The sequence below is a fragment of the Alteromonas portus genome (genome assembly GCF_005117025.1).
Lineage (GTDB): Bacteria > Pseudomonadota > Gammaproteobacteria > Enterobacterales > Alteromonadaceae > Alteromonas > Alteromonas portus.
This window is the reverse complement of sequence record NZ_SWCO01000001.1, coordinates 151,412-167,630: the sequence shown is the minus strand read 5'-3', so window position 1 is coordinate 167,630 and position 16,219 is coordinate 151,412. Positions and strand designations below refer to the sequence as shown.

General features: G+C 45.8%; 14 protein-coding genes. 6 read left to right on the top strand and 8 right to left on the bottom strand.

What is annotated here, in order from left to right; all coding sequences use genetic code 11:
- Position 1 precedes the first annotated feature (1 nt).
- The 3 genes from E5672_RS00685 to E5672_RS00675 are packed head-to-tail and all read right to left on the bottom strand — an operon-like array spanning position 2 to position 5,356.
- The gene (locus E5672_RS00685; protein ID WP_136780487.1) at positions 2-1,531 is read right to left on the bottom strand and encodes a class I SAM-dependent methyltransferase; all 1,530 of its coding nucleotides are present in this window, start codon (positions 1,529-1,531) and stop codon (positions 2-4) included.
- 18 nt (positions 1,532-1,549) lie between these two features.
- The gene (locus E5672_RS00680; RefSeq protein WP_136780486.1) at positions 1,550-2,947 is read right to left on the bottom strand and encodes an arylsulfatase B; all 1,398 of its coding nucleotides are present in this window, start codon (positions 2,945-2,947) and stop codon (positions 1,550-1,552) included.
- 12 nt (positions 2,948-2,959) lie between these two features.
- Positions 2,960-5,356 (bottom strand): TonB-dependent receptor, encoded by a 2,397-nt coding sequence (locus E5672_RS00675; RefSeq protein ID WP_136780485.1) that lies wholly within the window; start codon positions 5,354-5,356, stop codon positions 2,960-2,962.
- Positions 5,357-5,520: 164 nt separating this feature from the next.
- On the opposite strand from E5672_RS00675, the gene E5672_RS00670 reads away from it, so the two are divergent.
- The 5 genes from E5672_RS00670 (at position 5,521) to E5672_RS00650 (ending at position 11,326) form a co-directional block, all read left to right on the top strand.
- Positions 5,521-6,579: a 3-hydroxyacyl-CoA dehydrogenase family protein gene (locus E5672_RS00670; RefSeq protein ID WP_136780484.1), complete on the top strand. Its 1,059-nt coding sequence runs from the start codon at positions 5,521-5,523 to the stop codon at positions 6,577-6,579.
- Between the two features lie 9 nt (positions 6,580-6,588).
- Complete coding sequence (locus E5672_RS00665; protein WP_136780483.1) at positions 6,589-7,587, top strand: fumarylacetoacetate hydrolase family protein; 999 nt, start codon at positions 6,589-6,591, stop codon at positions 7,585-7,587.
- Positions 7,588-7,711: 124 nt separating this feature from the next.
- A complete protein-coding gene (locus tag E5672_RS00660; protein ID WP_136780482.1) occupies positions 7,712-8,491 on the top strand; it encodes an IclR family transcriptional regulator in 780 nt (259 codons plus the stop codon).
- Between the two features lie 13 nt (positions 8,492-8,504).
- The gene (gene fahA, locus E5672_RS00655) at positions 8,505-9,845 is read left to right on the top strand and encodes a fumarylacetoacetase (protein ID WP_136781023.1); all 1,341 of its coding nucleotides are present in this window, start codon (positions 8,505-8,507) and stop codon (positions 9,843-9,845) included.
- Entirely contained in the window at positions 9,842-11,326 is a 1,485-nt protein-coding gene (locus E5672_RS00650) for a sodium:solute symporter family protein (RefSeq protein WP_136780481.1), read from the top strand. The genes fahA and E5672_RS00650 overlap by 4 nt, the downstream gene beginning before the upstream one ends.
- Before the next feature lie 450 nt (positions 11,327-11,776).
- Here the strand turns inward: E5672_RS00650 and E5672_RS00645 are convergent, their stop codons facing one another.
- The 4 genes from E5672_RS00645 to folB all read right to left on the bottom strand — a co-directional run bounded on the left by E5672_RS00645 (position 11,777) and on the right by folB (position 13,988).
- Positions 11,777-12,148, bottom strand: coding sequence for a histidine triad nucleotide-binding protein (locus E5672_RS00645; RefSeq protein WP_136780480.1), 372 nt, complete (start codon positions 12,146-12,148; stop codon positions 11,777-11,779).
- A 183-nt stretch (positions 12,149-12,331) separates the two neighbouring features.
- Positions 12,332-13,132 carry an undecaprenyl-diphosphate phosphatase gene (locus tag E5672_RS00640; RefSeq protein ID WP_136780479.1) on the bottom strand — a complete coding sequence of 267 codons (801 nt, stop codon included), beginning with the start codon at positions 13,130-13,132 and terminating at the stop codon, positions 12,332-12,334.
- An 8-nt stretch (positions 13,133-13,140) separates the two neighbouring features.
- Positions 13,141-13,635, bottom strand: coding sequence for a 2-amino-4-hydroxy-6-hydroxymethyldihydropteridine diphosphokinase (folK, locus tag E5672_RS00635; protein ID WP_136780478.1), 495 nt, complete (start codon positions 13,633-13,635; stop codon positions 13,141-13,143).
- Complete coding sequence (folB, locus tag E5672_RS00630) at positions 13,635-13,988, bottom strand: dihydroneopterin aldolase (protein WP_136780477.1); 354 nt, start codon at positions 13,986-13,988, stop codon at positions 13,635-13,637. The genes folK and folB overlap by 1 nt, the downstream gene beginning before the upstream one ends.
- 288 nt (positions 13,989-14,276) lie before the next feature.
- Between folB and plsY the strand changes: the two genes are divergently transcribed.
- Positions 14,277-14,879: a glycerol-3-phosphate 1-O-acyltransferase PlsY gene (gene plsY / locus E5672_RS00625; RefSeq protein ID WP_136780476.1), complete on the top strand. Its 603-nt coding sequence runs from the start codon at positions 14,277-14,279 to the stop codon at positions 14,877-14,879.
- Here plsY and E5672_RS00620 read toward each other — a convergent pair.
- Entirely contained in the window at positions 14,869-16,185 is a 1,317-nt protein-coding gene (locus E5672_RS00620; RefSeq protein ID WP_136780475.1) for an alkaline phosphatase family protein, read from the bottom strand. The genes plsY and E5672_RS00620 overlap by 11 nt on opposite strands.
- Positions 16,186-16,219: the final 34 nt, after the last annotated feature.

Genomic DNA, 16,219 nt, shown 5'->3' with positions numbered 1-16,219 from the left:
TTTATTGCAGTATGCCCAAGCGAACCAGCTCGGGCGCTATTTTTTGCTTGAATGCTGGCAAACTGGACTGAATTATTGATACGAACTGATTTTCGTTCAGTCCTCTGCCATCAGGCCCGTGAAATACACCTCTCAACTCACCCAATGCCTGCCAGGCTTCTTTGAGATCTTCGCCGGTTAATGCCCATAAATAGAGTCGATCTTTAAGTGGAAGAACGAGCCTTGTACCTGTGACTGGAGAACAAAGAGGACGTCCGAACTCTAAGTGAATATCTTGCTTGAGCAAAAGTTGGTTTAATTTAGATGGCATAGATAACTCACCGGGAGTTTTTTGCAACACCGGCGCAATCGCCAGCGAGATAATACGTGTTGCTAAAAGCTGCGCTAAAAAGCTATCGAAAAATGTACACTCGCGGTTAAATGTCCCATTGTATTTGTCGGTAAAGACTTCTTTTAATGCTCCAAGGGATTGACTGTCAGCACACTTAGACAACAACGAAATATTACTTTGCGTCAGCAAGTTTGCAGCGGGAAACTGACGCGTGATAGTCGCCACCGCTTGGGTGTTCAGTGCACCTGGTGCTATGTAAAAATGAAATGAACCAAGCCGTTCACTCAATGGTTGTGTAGACGGTGCAGACTGCTTACAGTAAATATCCTTTCGCTGTGCAACGTTCCACGCTACATCCTGTAGCATTTGCTGACTACTTACGGATAGCTTATTCGCATCATCAGGCAGGCCAAGGTGGCTGGAAAATTCAGGTAAGTTGTGATGTAAACCTGCACTACCCACAAAGGAAAGACCACTCTGCTCTGCCTTTACAATAATTTCCTTACTCCACACCGCGTTGGGCTTAAGGTTAAGCACTTCGTGCGCTTCATCCTCTGCCGGGTTTGTCAGCATACGGGAAAAACGTTCTGTCGCCTGGCGATTACTTTCGAAAAATGGTCCGTTTTGTTTATGCAGCGGTGCAATCAATTGGGTGGCAGCCGTTACTCGCTGAGCGCTGGAGCCCTCGCATTCCTTTGCAACTTGCTGAACTAAGCTATACAAGGTAGCCGTTTGCGTGATACCTGGCAGTGCACAATAATCGAGGTATAACACCCCATTAGGCGTAAGAAGACGGTTTATCTGGTTGAAAATATGATTTTGCCGTTCAGCATCTAACCATGAGTATACGCCACTAATAGCACAATAATCGAAAGGCTCGAAGTCAGATGCCTGCAACGCCAGTAAGTCTGCACACAAATAGGTAACATTGGTGAGACCCGCGTCCAGCGCCACCTTTTGCGCATGAGCGACATGCTCAGCATTGATATCAATGCCCACAAACTCCGCCTGCGGATGCGATTCAGCGAGTAACGAAAGCGTGTGTCCGTTTCCGCACGCCAAATCTAAATAGCGAAAGTGACCGGAAATATCATTGGGCTGCCAGCCTGATAAGGCCTGAGCGGTAGTTAAATGAACTGGTGTTTGTAGAGCACCAAAGTCAGAATTAAACGTAACATCCTGCGTGTATTCAGAGTGCATACAAACACCTCATTGTAGTTATTGTGCAGATTCAGCCCACGGCTCCCGCGTTTCCGGTTTGCGAACGTTGTAGTTAAACGTGCCGTCTGGATTTCTGAACAGTGATTCTGGCGGTGGGCCTTTGGCCGCCTTAGACGGCAGTGAAAGATCTTGCTGCAAATAGCCTTGTAAACTCGATGCAATTTCCGGGTTACGCTTCAGCAAGTCAGTGGTTTCAAAACTGTCTTCTTCGAGATTGTACAAATGCAACTGCCCTTTGTCTGACAACAACTTCCACGGCCATTGATACACTGCTTTGGATTTTGCGGTGCCTACTATCACCGCTCGTGACGGTACTTCAACAGAACTTTGTTGTAGGGATGACAGCATGCTGACCCCTTCAAATTCGTCAGCGGAATAATCAATACCCGCGGCATCCAGCAGTGTGGGCAACCAGTCTTGGGTGAACAATGGAACATCCGTTGCGCCGCCTTCAATATTGCCTGGCCAGTGAACAATCATGGGCACGCGTACGCCACCTTCAAACGCACTGCCTTTGCTTCCTTTTAACTTCCCGTTACTGGCACCTGCTTCCAAGTTGCCACCATTATCACTCATGAAAACCACAATGGTGTTGTCAGCTAAACCAGTTTCTTTGAGGGTGGCCAGTACACTACCAATGTGAATATCCACATCGGTGGTCATTTCAGCAAAGACTCGGCGATCGGCATCGGCAATATGACTGTAGTCCTCGGTAGGATTAGGCACATATTGCAAAGGCGTGTGGGGCGCACTATAAGCCAGATACATAAAAAAGGGCTGCTCGCCTTGGTATGAGCTTAGGTGCTCTATGACTTTTTTGGTAAGGAGTTCAGTTACATGCCCTTCTTCTTTGACCGATTTTCCGTTGTGCTGCCAATCGAGCCCTCCGAAGTAAACGTGGGTGTAGTAGTCTACAAACCCACCTAAAAAGCCGTAAAAGTCATCAAAACCACGGTTGTGTGGCATAACCGTCTGCTTTGCCATGCCCAAATGCCATTTACCCACCATCCAGGTGCGGTAACCTGCTTGCTGAAAGCGTTCAGGCATGACAATTTCCTCTTCTGGTAACATGGCGTCATTTTCCATGGGTCCGTCGATGCCAAACGTTAGCGGATTTTTCCCCGTCATCAATGCCGCTCTGGTTGGACTACAAATAGGATATGCATACCCATGGTTGATGACCGTGCCTTGTGACGCCAGAGCATCAATATTCGGCGTGAGTATTTCAGACCCCTGATAACCCACGTCGTCGGCACCTAAATCATCGACCACAATGAACAGTACATTCGGACGGGTGTCTGATGATTTATCAACTAGCGCTTCATTTTTTGCATCCGTGCAACCAGCGCATAGCATCATCACCAGTGTCATTGTTAACCACGAATTAAATTTCATAACGACTCACTCTTAGAAGAAACTATAGGAAAGGTTGATACCCGCAGTGCGAGGCTGTCTCAACCGCACACTAGTGTTGTAAGACATACCCGCAATTCGGCCGTCAAAGAATCTCACTGCACCAGCTGGTGAGTCTTCATCGAAAAGGTTGTCTACGTAAAGTTCTACAGACCAGTTATCTTTTCTGATGCCGCTACGCAAATTCACCATAGAATAGCCGGGCAAGTAGTCTGTATTTATTTGTTCAACGTAACGCTTTGAACGGTATTGATAATCCGCCCGTGTATAAGACGTTAGCCCGTTGCCCAACTCTGCAATATACGTTGCATTTATCGCTGCGGTAAAGCGGGAAAGCATAGGCGGCGCGTTTCCACCAATGGTAGTTGCACAGCTATAAGGTTCTGTTCTGGTAGCAGTAACACCGTAATCGAGCGGGATAGGTGAACAAGCATCATCTTTGAATTCCAACCCGGTGTAGGAAAGCGTACCGCCAATATCCAGGTGATCAGTTGGCAACCATTGCCCCTCAAATTCAAGCCCTGCACCACTTAAATCCCCCGTGTTCATAAACAGCCGACTGTAATAGTCATCGGCTGCAGTGCCGTCTAATAATACGCCATCTGCGGGAGTCCAGTTAGCGGTAGCGGGTTGAACATAGCCTTCCCAGTCGAGGTAATACGCGGCCAATGAATACCGGAAATCGTATTCGTCTAAGCTCCCCTTTAACCCCATCTCATAGCTAACAATCACTTCTTCATCGTAGGTTTGGAAAGCTTCCAAAGCAAAGCCTTCAGATTCAGCGGTTTCTACTAACACCGGATCCAGCGCATTAGCGTTAAAGCCTGCAGGGTTAGTCCCTCTTGCCAGTTGAACATAAACATTGTTGTCGTCATTCAAAGCATAAGTAAGGGCGATACGAGGCTGAAAAGACGAGGTTTCACTGCTTGACGTAATATCTGAAGTTGCACCACGGGCCTCATTTTCCGGATATACACTGTCGATTTCATCCCACTGATAGCGCCCTTCCAGTGAGCCTGTTAAGCGTTCGGACAACTGATATCCCACGTTGAAAAACACCCCGATATTTCGAGCACCTTCGGAGTAAAGATCCATCACCGCGCCAGCACTTTTATTGGCATAAACGGTATTGAGATAATCGTATTCGTACATTGATGCACCCACCAACCAGTCGAACTTGCCTTCACCAGTAGAACTCAAGCGGGCTTCGGCGTATATTTCGTCACTTTCCGGGGACGAGGCCACGTGGATAGTGGTGACATCGGTGTAAGCATCGCGGTCAAACCAGGTTTCACCTTCTTCGTCTGTTACCGCACCTAGCAATGTCAACATCATGTCATTATCGAACTCAATTTCGACGGAGCCTTGCAGTCGCTCCCGGTCAATGCGCGTACCTGGGTCTAATACCGGGTTTACTGCATGGTCAAAGTTGAAATCGAACACCAATGGAACGTTATCTATTGCGCCATTAATGACACACGCATTCGAACCGCCATTGACCACACACAAACCATCACTGTCGAGTGCATAGGGTTCGAGCTGATCTAAATTGGCAAACAGTACCGCAGGATGATCGTCGTCAATATCCTGTTTTAGATACATAAGTTCAGCTTTGATGTAATCAGTTGGGGTGTAAACCAATTTTACTGAACCCAGCCTATCTGTGGTGCCCCCTAGCTGCACACCGCTTGTTGTGCGCCATTCGTCAGGGCCGCCATAGTTATTCGATTCAAGGGTAACCGCCATAGCCAAACGATCTTCAACGAGCGGAGTAATTAACGACAAACTGATATCCCGGGTATTATCGGTACCAATATTTGCCCGTACATCAAATTCCAATTCACCCAGGGTATCCGGATCACGGGTTACGTAGTTTATAGCCCCTCCAAACGTCGAACGCCCAAACGCTGAACTCTGAGGCCCTCGCAATACTTCAACTTGTTGTAATCCGGCGAACGAACTAATGCCCTGCGCTCCAACAATGGGGATGCCATCAATGAAGGTGGTTACTTTGGCGCGAATCGACGAATTTTCTGTTGAACCAACTCCGCGAATGGCGGGCTTATTGGCAATTCGGCTCCCGTCTGCGTTATTTTCAACACCTGGCATTAACTGGAACATACTGGTTATATCAGTGACACCGGCTTCTGCTAATTCATTGCTACTCATAGCAGACATGGAAACCGGAACATCTTTTTCCTGCTCTCCTCGTTTGCGTGCAAAGACGAGTATTTGTTCTACGTCGTCCGACTCCTTCGATGCTGGCGTCACTGCTGTAGCGGAGCTTTCCAACTCCTGAGCCTGCAAGAGGGGGGGTCCAGTGAATAATAGTGAACAAACAGCTACGGCAACTGGCTTCATTGGAAATACTTTTTGTGCGTCCCGATCCATCTTTTACTCCTTAATGCCTGTGCATTAATGTTAAAAAATTAAAATGTAATAATTTTGTAAAATCGAGGTTACATTCAAGAATTTCTACGCACAATCCTTCAGTTTCAATTATTGATACACTCAACAACTACTTAACAATTTATTTAAAAAATTATACAACCGCAATGATAACAGTCTCATTATTTGAGACACCTCTATTGAGTAAGATAATTTGCCACCCTAGAATTATTAACGAAACATTAACAACACGCGGAGCTATCGTGGCAGAAAGTCAAATTAAGCACATTGCAGTTATTGGCGCAGGTACCATGGGAGTAGGAATCGCTCAGGCATTCTTACTAGCAGGCAGGACAGTCACAATCATTGATGTTTCGGCTGAAGCACTGGAACGTTGTAAAACACAATTACAGCAGAACGTACAAAGTTTCATTCACCACAAGCTCACGACCCATTCCATTGAGAAAGTTATGGAAAACGTAACATTTCTGCAATGCGATATCACTGATATTCCACTGGATAACATTGATATGTATGTGGAATCTCTGCCGGAAATCGAGGAGCTAAAACGGTCACTGTTCAGTCAGCTTTGCAATACCGATGAACACGTCATTCTCGCAACTAATACAAGTAGTATGACAGTGTCCAGGATTTGTAACGAACTGCCAACTCAGCATCGGATGATAGGACTTCACTACTTCAATCCCGCTCACATAATTCCTGCGGTTGAGGTACACAAGGGGCCTCTCACCTCTAAACAAACTATCGATACCACCCTGTCGTTGATGAAAGCCATTGGTAAGCAACCCGTATTGGTACAAAAAGAAGTACCCGGATTTATCATCAACAGACTTACCGGTGCTATGGAAAGAGAAATTGACTTTTTACTCGATGAAGGTGTGGTGTCGCCGGAAGATCTCGATATCGCAGTTAAAGCCAGTTACGGTTTTCGCCTAGCTACGCTAGGGCCCATGGAAGCAGAGGACATGATTGGTCTGGATACTGCAGCTCGCGCTTCAGCAAATATATTTCCCACATTGAGTAATGCTCACCTACCGTCAAAACAGTTGCTGGAAAAAGTAGCCAACAATGAGCTTGGTATAAAAAGCGGCATTGGCTGGTACGACTATCGCAACAGCCAAAGTACTGAGGTGTTAGCTAACAACAACGAAAAGCTGCTAAAGCAACTAAGTTTGTTTCTTGCGCAGCAGCCGCAGGGTAAATGAGGAGCCTCTATGAAACTTGTTACATTTTCGACCCCAACACCACATGGCGATATTCAGCGAGTCGGCGCACTTCACGGTGACAACGTTATCGATCTCAACTACGGGTTAGTAGCCTTGTTGGAAGATCAGGGTGAAACCGAGCGCGCTCAAGCGGTTGCTGATGTTTATATTCCCAGTGACATGCAACAATTTCTAATGGGCGGCCAACTGAGTATGAGCAAAGCAAAAGACGCTTTGCATTATGTTCAAGCTCGTTATGACGGCACTCAAGCTATCTCAACGAGCAAAGACCAATGTATGGTTTTTGCGTTGTCAGAGGTAGCCTTACTTGCCCCCGTAACTCAGCCAACGTCAATTCGCGACACCATAAGTTTTGAAACCCATGCGAAGAACTTTGAAAAACGAACGGGCAAACCCATTCCCGAACTCTGGTACCAACAGCCTCTTTACTACAAGGGCAATACGCATACGGTACAGGGTAACAACGCGGTAATCCCATGGCCCCGGTATACAGAAAAGCTGGATTATGAACTGGAGTTCGGGATCTACATTGGCAAAACCGGCACCAATATTCCTGTGGAAAAAGCCAAAGAATATATTGCTGCCTACACCATATTTAACGATATCAGCGCCAGGGATGTATTACAGCAAGAGGTCACCATGTTGCTTGGACCAGCCAAAGGTAAAGACATGGATGGTGGCAATATCATGGGTCCGTGCATGGTAACACCGGATGAACTTGACCCAAGTAACCTCAGCATGGTGGCAAAAATAAATGGCGAGGTATGGTCACAGGGCAACACCTCAGATATGTACTGGAGTTTCGAGCAAATTATTGCTCATGTGTCGCAGTCTGAAACCCTTCACCCCGGAGACTTCATCGGTTCTGGCACCATCGCTTTTGGGTGTGGTGACGAACTCGAGCGTTGGATTCAACCCGGTGACGTTATTGAACTGGAGGTGGAAGGTATTGGTGTATTGCGCACGATTGTTGGTGAACGCAATTAATCGAGGAACCGTCGCCCGTTTGTTTTCGTTGCCTTGTTAAGCGCGTAAAAAAATGTAAACAACAATATCTTAACATAGCATCTCAAATATCAAGACAATACGGGCAACCCATGGAGTGTGATAAATGAAAGATTGTGAATCCGTTTCTACCGTCGACAAAGCCATCCGAATTTTGCTTACTCTGGCAAATGAAAATCAGGAAATGGGCACAACCTGGCTGGCAAAAAAGCTCGATATTCACAAGGCAACAGTCTCGCGTTTGCTCATTAGGTTAGCCGACCACGAATTTGTGTATAAAAACAAGGAAACCGGTAAATATTGGCTAGGTCCAGCCATTTATCAGCTTGCAATGACTATGGCCGACGTTAACTTTAACGATATTTTACACCTGGCAAGAGCCCATATTGACGAGTTGCGTGATACGCTTCAAGAAACAGTAACATTGGAAGTATGGTTGGGTAACTCTACTGTACCCACCTATTCTGCTGCATCAGAACACCCGCTAAAAGTGGTTTTGCCACCAGGCGAAGTTCTCCCCCTTCACACTGCAGCCGGCGCTAAAGCTATTTTATCTTATATTCACGAAGAAAAAGTGGAAATTCTGCTCAAGGGTGAACTGGAGGCAATCACGCCTAACACCATCACAGATAAAGCCACATTAAAGGCTCGCCTTACCGAGTACAACAAACAAGGTTTTGCCACTGATGAAGAAGAACTGCATTTAGGTATTTGTGCCGTTGCAGTGCCCATTTTTAACAGCATACGCCAACCCATTGCGGCCGTGGTCGTACTTATGCCCTCTTCCCGCTTTGCAGAGAAAGTAAACCCGGGTTTAATTAGTACGCTGAAGAAAAAAGCAACGGTGATTGGCACGGAGATGATGAAACGTGGTATCAGATACTGACACAACAATCGCTATTGCACAGCCAGACGAAACCCATGACGAAGCTCTCTTCTCGTGGCTGAAAAGTGCTAACCAACACCCGGATTTTCCCATTCAGAATTTGCCAATGGGGGTGTTTAAAACCCGTGATCTTCCGCCACGCTGCGGTGTGGCTATTGGCGATGAAATTATTGATCTTGCAAAACTGGCAACTTCGTCGCCGTTTGACGGGTTGGCTGGTGAGGCCCTTTCCACATTAACTGGCAAAACGCTAAACCCTTTTATTCAATTGCCTCGAAGCTATTCCGCAGCCTTCCGCCTGGCGCTTTCACGCAGTTTGCGAGCAGGTTCCCGTTTGGAGGCCATTGTCCGTGAAACGCTGATAAGTAAGCATGACGTTGAGATGTGTTTACCTTGTTCCATTGGCGACTACACGGATTTTTACACATCAATTCATCATGCCACTGCTGTCGGCAAGCTTTTCCGTCCGGATAACCCTCTTTTACCTAACTACAAATGGTTGCCCATAGGTTATCACGGCAGGGCATCAAGTGTTGTTGTGTCTGGGCAACAGGTTTACCGGCCCAATGGACAAGTGCTTCGCCCCAATTCCAATGAACCTGTGATGTTACCCAGTGAAAAGCTTGACTACGAAGCCGAGCTAGGCATTTTCATTGGCTGTCCGTCACCGCAATTTTCTCCGCTTGAAATTGAACAGGCAGAAAAACACTTTTTTGGTGTATGCATGCTGAACGACTGGTCTGCAAGAGATATTCAAGCCTGGGAGTACCAGCCACTTGGTCCCTTTTTATCCAAAAACTTTGTTACCAGTATTTCGCCCTGGATTGTTACCGCAGAAGCACTTATCCCCTTTCGGGTTCAACCAACCAAATATTCAGACAGGCCTTATGTGGCAGCGCTAAACAGCCCGTTCAATACTTCTAATGGCGGCCTTGATATTCAAATGCGTGTTTCACTGCGAACAGCCCAAATGAAGGCCTCAAATGAAGCGCCGGTGACTCTGAGTAAAACCAGCTTCAAACATGCCTACTGGACGGTAGCGCAGATGATTTCTCATCACACCACAACGGGTTGTAATTTAAATGCTGGCGATCTCTTCGGTTCAGGTACGCAATCAGGGCCAGAGCCAGAAGAAGCAGGTTCTTTGCTTGAGTTAACCGAAGGCGGGAAGAAGCCCTTAACATTACCCAATGGCGAGCAACGTACTTTTCTCGAGGATGGTGACGAAATTATATTGTCAGGCTTTTGCATTTCATCCTCTGGTCTTCGCATTGGTATTGGCAACGTGAGCGGGCAAATAGCCTCTACTACACCTGGGCCCGGTGCGCCCATGTTCTCTGGACAATCATTATGAATATTACCGTTATTATCTGTGTTTTGATGTACGAGCTCGTGCTGATTACTGGTGTTGGGTATTGGGTTGCGAGACAAACAAAACAGCAGCCTCATGCCCATGACGCAGAATTTACCCACGGAGGCAGACAATTGGGTGTAACTGTTATTGCTGCGACTCTTGCCCTGACCGTGCTTGGCACTCCTCACATAATGGGCATCTTCGAGCTTTCGTGGAGCATGGGAGCTACCTCCTTATGGTTTTCCATTGCCCACGTTATTTTGCTGGTTATCGTTTGCCTTAGTACTGGTTTGTGGATGCGCAGAACCGGTGTGACCTCTGTACCTGAGTTATTAGAAGCCCTTTACAGCCCTGTAGTGCGGATCATTGTTAGTTGTGTGATGGCGGGTTCGATTTTCGGTGTTCTGACTCTAGAAACCCAAGGCTTGGCTATTTTACTGTCGGCAATGACTGGTTGGAACGTACAGTACAGTGCCATTGCCGGCGGAGTGTTAGGCATTCTTTACGTAGTTCTTGCAGGCATTAAAGAGGTTGGTTGGATTAACGTGGCAAATGCGATCCTTATGTACATTAGCGTTATACTCGCCACTGTATTTATCGCCTTCCAATTACCCAACGGCGACTTCAGCTCAGTTTCCGATTACTACGTAAACGGCGGGAACGAAGCCGCGCTGTCTTTATTCGGGTCGCCCCATTTACTAATCACCTTTGCCTTTGGCTTGGTGGTAGCGCTTGTGTTTAGTCAGCCTGCTAACCAACCTCTTCTGCAGGTATGTATGAGTGCCAAGGATGAAAAAACTATCGTGAAGGCACTGTGGTTTGCGGCCCCTATTAATGGCATGTTTGGGGTATTTATTTGCGTTATCGGGCTTACCGCTAAAGCGCTACCGGAGTTTCACGCCCTGGGCCCAAAAACCGCAGCCACCGCCATGCTGGTATCCATGTTGCCAACCTGGTTAGTTACACTATTACTTGGATCATTTATGGCAGCCATTCTATCGTCATTTGCCATGACAGCATTGGCGCCGGCTACGATTTTCAGTAATGACATATACCGCCGCTTTTACCGGCCGGATGCCACCGAAAAGCAAATCGCAAAAGTTACCCGCATCGTCATTGTCATACTTTCCTTTATCGCTATTGCTGTGGGCTCATTTCTACCACAAATTCTCGCTTCAGTAGGATGGGTGCTGGCCTGGCTAATGCCTGTTTTGTGGCTAATTGTTTGCGGTTTATTTTGGAAACGTTCATCGACTGCCGCTGTGGTGACGTTGTCGAGCGTGTGGATCATCAACACCATTTGGTCATTTACCCGAATTCCCGAATACCTGGGTATGGCAGATATTAGCAATGCCTACATCATGCTTATGCTTACGCTGGCAATTGGTGTTAGTACTAATTTGTGTTTTAGAGGCAAACCAAAATATTTCAATTCTGCAGAATACAGCGCCCTAGTGGTCGCAAATAACGAGACAAACTAAAAAAGGACGCATTATGTTCTGGCATATATTTTTACAAGTGCTTATCATAATTATAACAATCATGATGTTGGGCTATGCGATATACCGGATATTCAGGATTGGACACGATTAACCTTTTCCACCTGGAGGAACTGTCATGCAAGATTTTGATATTACCCATTTCTGGATGCTGGGCGTGATGTTTATTATGGTGCTGTTCTTGGGTACGGCGTTGTTTGGCCATTTACATAAGCACTCGCAATAGATAAACCTTACCATCTATATCTTATTGAATTCCCAAAGGGCGTTTGCGCGCCCCTCATATTTTAATTGCTCATATAGCTAAAAGCTCATCTCAATTCTGTTTTATAGCCAACCAATTTGAGCATAGGGTGTAAAGAGTGCGTGCAATGAAAAATTTAATCGCTATACAAACTGAATTTAGACAATGCCAATTTAAATAGAAACTACTTACTCTACGTGTTGTTTCATGTTTTCAGTATATGGAGGCCAGCCTAGCGGTTTGCCCGCCAATACGTGAAGGTGAATGTGATATACCGTTTGACCACCGTATTCATTACAATTCATAACCGTACGAAAGCCCTGGTCGGCAAATCCTTGCTCCTTGGCTATTTTTGCCGCAACAAATGACAAATGCCCCACTACTTCGCGGTCTTCTTCGGTAATATCATTTACCGTTGCAATTTGCTTTTTCGGAATAACCAGAAAGTGAATAGGTGCTTGAGGATTAATATCTTTAAACGCCAGCGCCAATTCATCTTCGTACAATATGTCTGCTGGAATTTCCTTGCTGATAATTTTATCAAATATTGTTTCTGCCATGTCTCATGTCCCTTCCAATGAGGTCTTTGCCAAATGCATTAATGATGTTAAAAATTCACCCGCTAACTTAGAGGCTGTTGACCTTACTGTACATCAAGGTCAACAGGCACTAATAAATTCTAAGCGCTTTAGTTCAGCGCTAGGGCGCGATATTGAACGAAGATTAACACCCTTGTTTTTTACTTAAGCGAAAACAAACCATAGTAGTAATACGCCTAACGCTAAACGATAGATAACGAAAGGCAGCATGCCTATGCGCGATATCCAGCTTAGGAATAAATAAATACAAAGGTAGGCGCTTACGAATGAAAACGCCGCGCCATAAAGCAGCGCATACCAGTCTACCGCTTCATTGGCTTTGAGTAGGTCAAGAGTAGCTAACAAACCCGCGCCCAAGATAACAGGGATAGACAATAAGAAGGAAAAGCGCGCACAGGCTTCACGCTTAAGGCCTAACATCAAACCTGTGGTCATTGTAATACCTGAACGAGAAGTGCCTGGAATAAGCGCCAGCACTTGAGCCAACCCGATGTAAATGGCTTGCTTTAGCGTTAGCCCTTCTAGCTCTTGCTCACGTTTTGCAGTGGCATCGGCATACCATAGCAGCAGACCAAAAATGATGGTGGTGCCTGCTATTACCAGCGCCGTACGAGCATTTTCCTCTATCCAGCCTTTCATTAAAAAGCCAATAATAACCGCTGGAATAGTCGCCACAATTACGTACCAAGCAAGTTTGCTGTCGGTAGATTGTTGCTTGCTAAATCCTTGCGTTACCCATGCCACGGTCATCTGCCCTATTTCTTGGCGAAAATAAATCATTACCGCTAGAAGGCTTCCCACATGTACAGCAACGTCAAACGCCAATCCCTGACTTACCCACCCAAAAAGTTCAGCGGGCAACAATAAATGCCCAGAGCTACTAATGGGAAGAAACTCAGTAACGCCCTGAATAATTGCTAGAATAATAATTTCAAAAAGTGTCATTCCTTTGGTTAACTCCAAGTAAAGTCAATCGGCCATAATTGCTGTTTCTGTTTATCAAAGTTTTGCCACATTTGGGCATAGGTTTCTTGCGTTTCGGGGTGAATGTCGTCGGGAACAAGTTCAGCTAACGGCCAAAGCACAAACGCGTTGTAGCAAATCTCTTCGCGAGGCAAAACCACAGGGGTTGTGGTTATCTTACTATCATAGGTAAGCAAATCGAGATCAAGGGTTCTAGCGCAGAATTTTTTGTCCGTATGTACCCTGCCATTGTCTTTCTCAATGGCTTTAAGGGTTGCGCACACTTCCTCAATACTTTTTGAGGTCGTCGCACGGGCAGCAGCATTATAAAAAGGGCTGCCGTTAAAGCCCACCGCTTCGCTTTCGTAAACCGAAGACACTGAAACATCAGAGAAGTGTTGTTTTAGGGCAACCAAAGATTGCTTAGTGTAATGCTCGCGCTCAATATTAGAGCCAATGCTGATTAAGATGGTGTGTTGTGACATTAATTGCGCTCTTTACGCATTTCAACGGCAACGGTTTGCGCATTGGGAAGAATTTTAGGTTTAACTATTTTCAGGGTTATCGATGCAACGGAGAAGTTTGCAAGTACCGCGTCCATAACTTTGCTTCCGAAAGCCTCAAGTAATTCGAACGTGCTTTCTTCACCTACTTTTACGATGCACTCGGCTACTTTGGCATAGTCTACCGTATCAGCAACATCATCACTTTGCATCGCCGCGCTTAAGTCAACATCAAGTGTTACATCGAGAAGTAGCTGGGTGGTTCTTACTCTTTCCCAGTCATAAACACCAATCAGGGTGTCTACTTCAAGCCCTGTTATATAAATTTTTCCCATGGAATTTTTTCATCTTGTCTGTTATCAAACCAGTTTATTGCCCTACTTTCCGGCTCCAATACTGGTCTTACTACTGCGCTTTCAACCACATATTGCTGGTAAACGGTGGTATATCGCGTTTGGATGGAGTAGCTTTACGCTTATGTGGCACAACTATACCGCTGTATGACAACTGGGAGCAACCAAGGTTTTGTAATTTAATGGGACACTAGCCTTTAGCCTCCTACAAAGGAAGTGAAACCTGAAAGGTCGTGCTTCTAAAACGCTTTTGATAATTAGAATGAAAAAATGATTTCGCTAACGCTTTTAATGACCGCTGTTGCCTACCTTTTCGGTTCACTTTCAAGTGCTGTGGTAATAAGCCAATTGTTTGGTTTACCCGACCCAAGAACCGCCGGCTCTAAAAACCCTGGAGCTACCAATGTGTACCGCTTGGGAGGTCGTATTCCTGCGCTACTGGTGCTTGTTATGGATATTTTGAAAGGCACCATTCCCGTTTACGGCAGCTACTTTTTGGGCATAGAACCAATTATGCTTGGCATAATTGCTATTTTTGCATGTTTAGGCCATATCTTTCCGCTTTATTTTGGTTTCAAAGGCGGTAAAGCCGTCGCTACCGCCTTTGGTGCCATGCTGCCTATTGGGCTGGATTTAGCAGGTTTGCTTATTTTAAGCTGGGTAGTGGTGGTTTTTCTTACCGGCTATTCTTCGCTCGGTGCACTCATTGCTGTGTCGCTAGCGCCACTTTTTACGTTTTTAATAAAGCCTTTGTACACGGTGCCGGTAGCAATGCTTTCGCTTCTTATTATTTTACGCCACAAAGACAACATTGCCCGGCTGTTAGCAGGCAATGAAAGTAAAGTGTGGGATAAAGGCAAAGTTAAAGAGTAAGCGCCTTTTCCAGAACATCTAGCTTGCCGTCTATCGGCGTAACAGGCTTGATACCCAATATTTTAGCCAGCGCTGGATAAACCTCTAAATTGCTGAACACAGGTAAGGTAGTATTCGTTTTAAATGCAGGCCCTATGGCAACAAACGTCGCCCCCATATCAGGCAGCGTGTTCATGTAGCCATGCCCACCTTTACTAATATGCATGCTGTTGGCGTTTTTAAAGCGTGCTGGCGGGGCTATCTCAATAATAATATCGCCGGTTCTATTTCCCACTTCCATATGTCGCTCAGCCCGCTGGGTATCATTGAGCACAACGAAGCGGTTTTCGGCTATATAGGTAAGACGCTCTATTTCTTCTGTGATTTGTTTATCGGGCACGCCGTCTTTAGCGTAAAGATGAACTTGCGCCCCTTCATTTTCAATAATGAAGCTATCAGGAATGGATAAAGACTCGACCTCTATAAGCTGGCTTTCATCAATAGATGTCATGCCGTGGTCAGACACCACTACCAGATTTACGGGCAAATCTAATGCATTTATGCGTTCATAAAGTTGACCGATAAGCGCATCCACTTCCTGCACCGCATCATTAGTTTTGTCGGCAAAAGGTCCTTCATCGTGTCCTACCGAATCGGTAAGCGAAAAATAACCCGCAATAAAGCGAGGGCGCGATACCTCAGGCAGTTTTAGCCAGTTGATGATCTGATCAATACGCATCTGGTAATCAGCATATTTTGAGTAGTGGTAAAAATAAGTTGGAGAAGCACCCGATATGCGTGCGTCAGACTCTGGCCAGAAAAAGGTAGCAGCCTTCATCCCGTGGTATTCCACTAAATTCCATAGCGGTGTTGCCGTAATCCACGTGCTGTCCATTCCGCCATAACCTAGTTGATATTTTGCATAACCCTCTTTTGTAGGGCGGGATTTATCATAAAAACGGTTATTCACGATGCCGTGATGTTTAGGAAGCAGCCCAGTGATCAAAGAAATATGGTTGGGAAAGGTATTCGACGGATAAACAGGGGTCATAGACGAGGCTCTTACCCCCTGCTTTGCAATGGCGCCAAGATGCTCCGCATTGTGTAACTCTATATAGTCGTGGCGAAATCCATCAAGAGAAATGAGCACGACATACTGATCTTGCTGCTCTTGCTTCGGGCCTTTTTCAGAGTCATTCAAGGGTGCTTTGCTTGATGCAAATGCATTGGACGCGGTGAGCGCTGCAAAAGTAAGCGAAATAAATAACGACAATGCTAAATAGAATAGCGGTGCATTTTGTTTTGTTTCGTCTATTGCCAAGCGCATGGTGTTTTACGTCCTTACTCAAAGTTCATTTTAC

Bases quoted from the DNA above. Each gene is read 5' to 3' on its own strand.
- plsY (WP_136780476.1), top strand. From the start codon at position 14,277: ATGATTTCGCTAACGCTTTTAATGACCGCTGTTGCCTACCTTTTCGGT.
- E5672_RS00650 (WP_136780481.1), top strand. From the start codon at position 9,842: ATGAATATTACCGTTATTATCTGTGTTTTGATGTACGAGCTCGTGCTG.
- E5672_RS00665 (WP_136780483.1), top strand. From the start codon at position 6,589: ATGAAACTTGTTACATTTTCGACCCCAACACCACATGGCGATATTCAG.
- E5672_RS00640 (WP_136780479.1), bottom strand. From the start codon at position 13,132: ATGACACTTTTTGAAATTATTATTCTAGCAATTATTCAGGGCGTTACT.
- E5672_RS00675 (WP_136780485.1), bottom strand. From the start codon at position 5,356: ATGGATCGGGACGCACAAAAAGTATTTCCAATGAAGCCAGTTGCCGTA.
- E5672_RS00620 (WP_136780475.1), bottom strand. From the start codon at position 16,185: ATGCGCTTGGCAATAGACGAAACAAAACAAAATGCACCGCTATTCTAT.
- E5672_RS00685 (WP_136780487.1), bottom strand. From the start codon at position 1,531: ATGCACTCTGAATACACGCAGGATGTTACGTTTAATTCTGACTTTGGT.
- folB (WP_136780477.1), bottom strand. From the start codon at position 13,988: ATGGGAAAAATTTATATAACAGGGCTTGAAGTAGACACCCTGATTGGT.
- folK (WP_136780478.1), bottom strand. From the start codon at position 13,635: ATGTCACAACACACCATCTTAATCAGCATTGGCTCTAATATTGAGCGC.
- E5672_RS00680 (WP_136780486.1), bottom strand. From the start codon at position 2,947: ATGAAATTTAATTCGTGGTTAACAATGACACTGGTGATGATGCTATGC.
- E5672_RS00660 (WP_136780482.1), top strand. From the start codon at position 7,712: ATGAAAGATTGTGAATCCGTTTCTACCGTCGACAAAGCCATCCGAATT.
- E5672_RS00670 (WP_136780484.1), top strand. From the start codon at position 5,521: ATGATAACAGTCTCATTATTTGAGACACCTCTATTGAGTAAGATAATT.
- E5672_RS00645 (WP_136780480.1), bottom strand. From the start codon at position 12,148: ATGGCAGAAACAATATTTGATAAAATTATCAGCAAGGAAATTCCAGCA.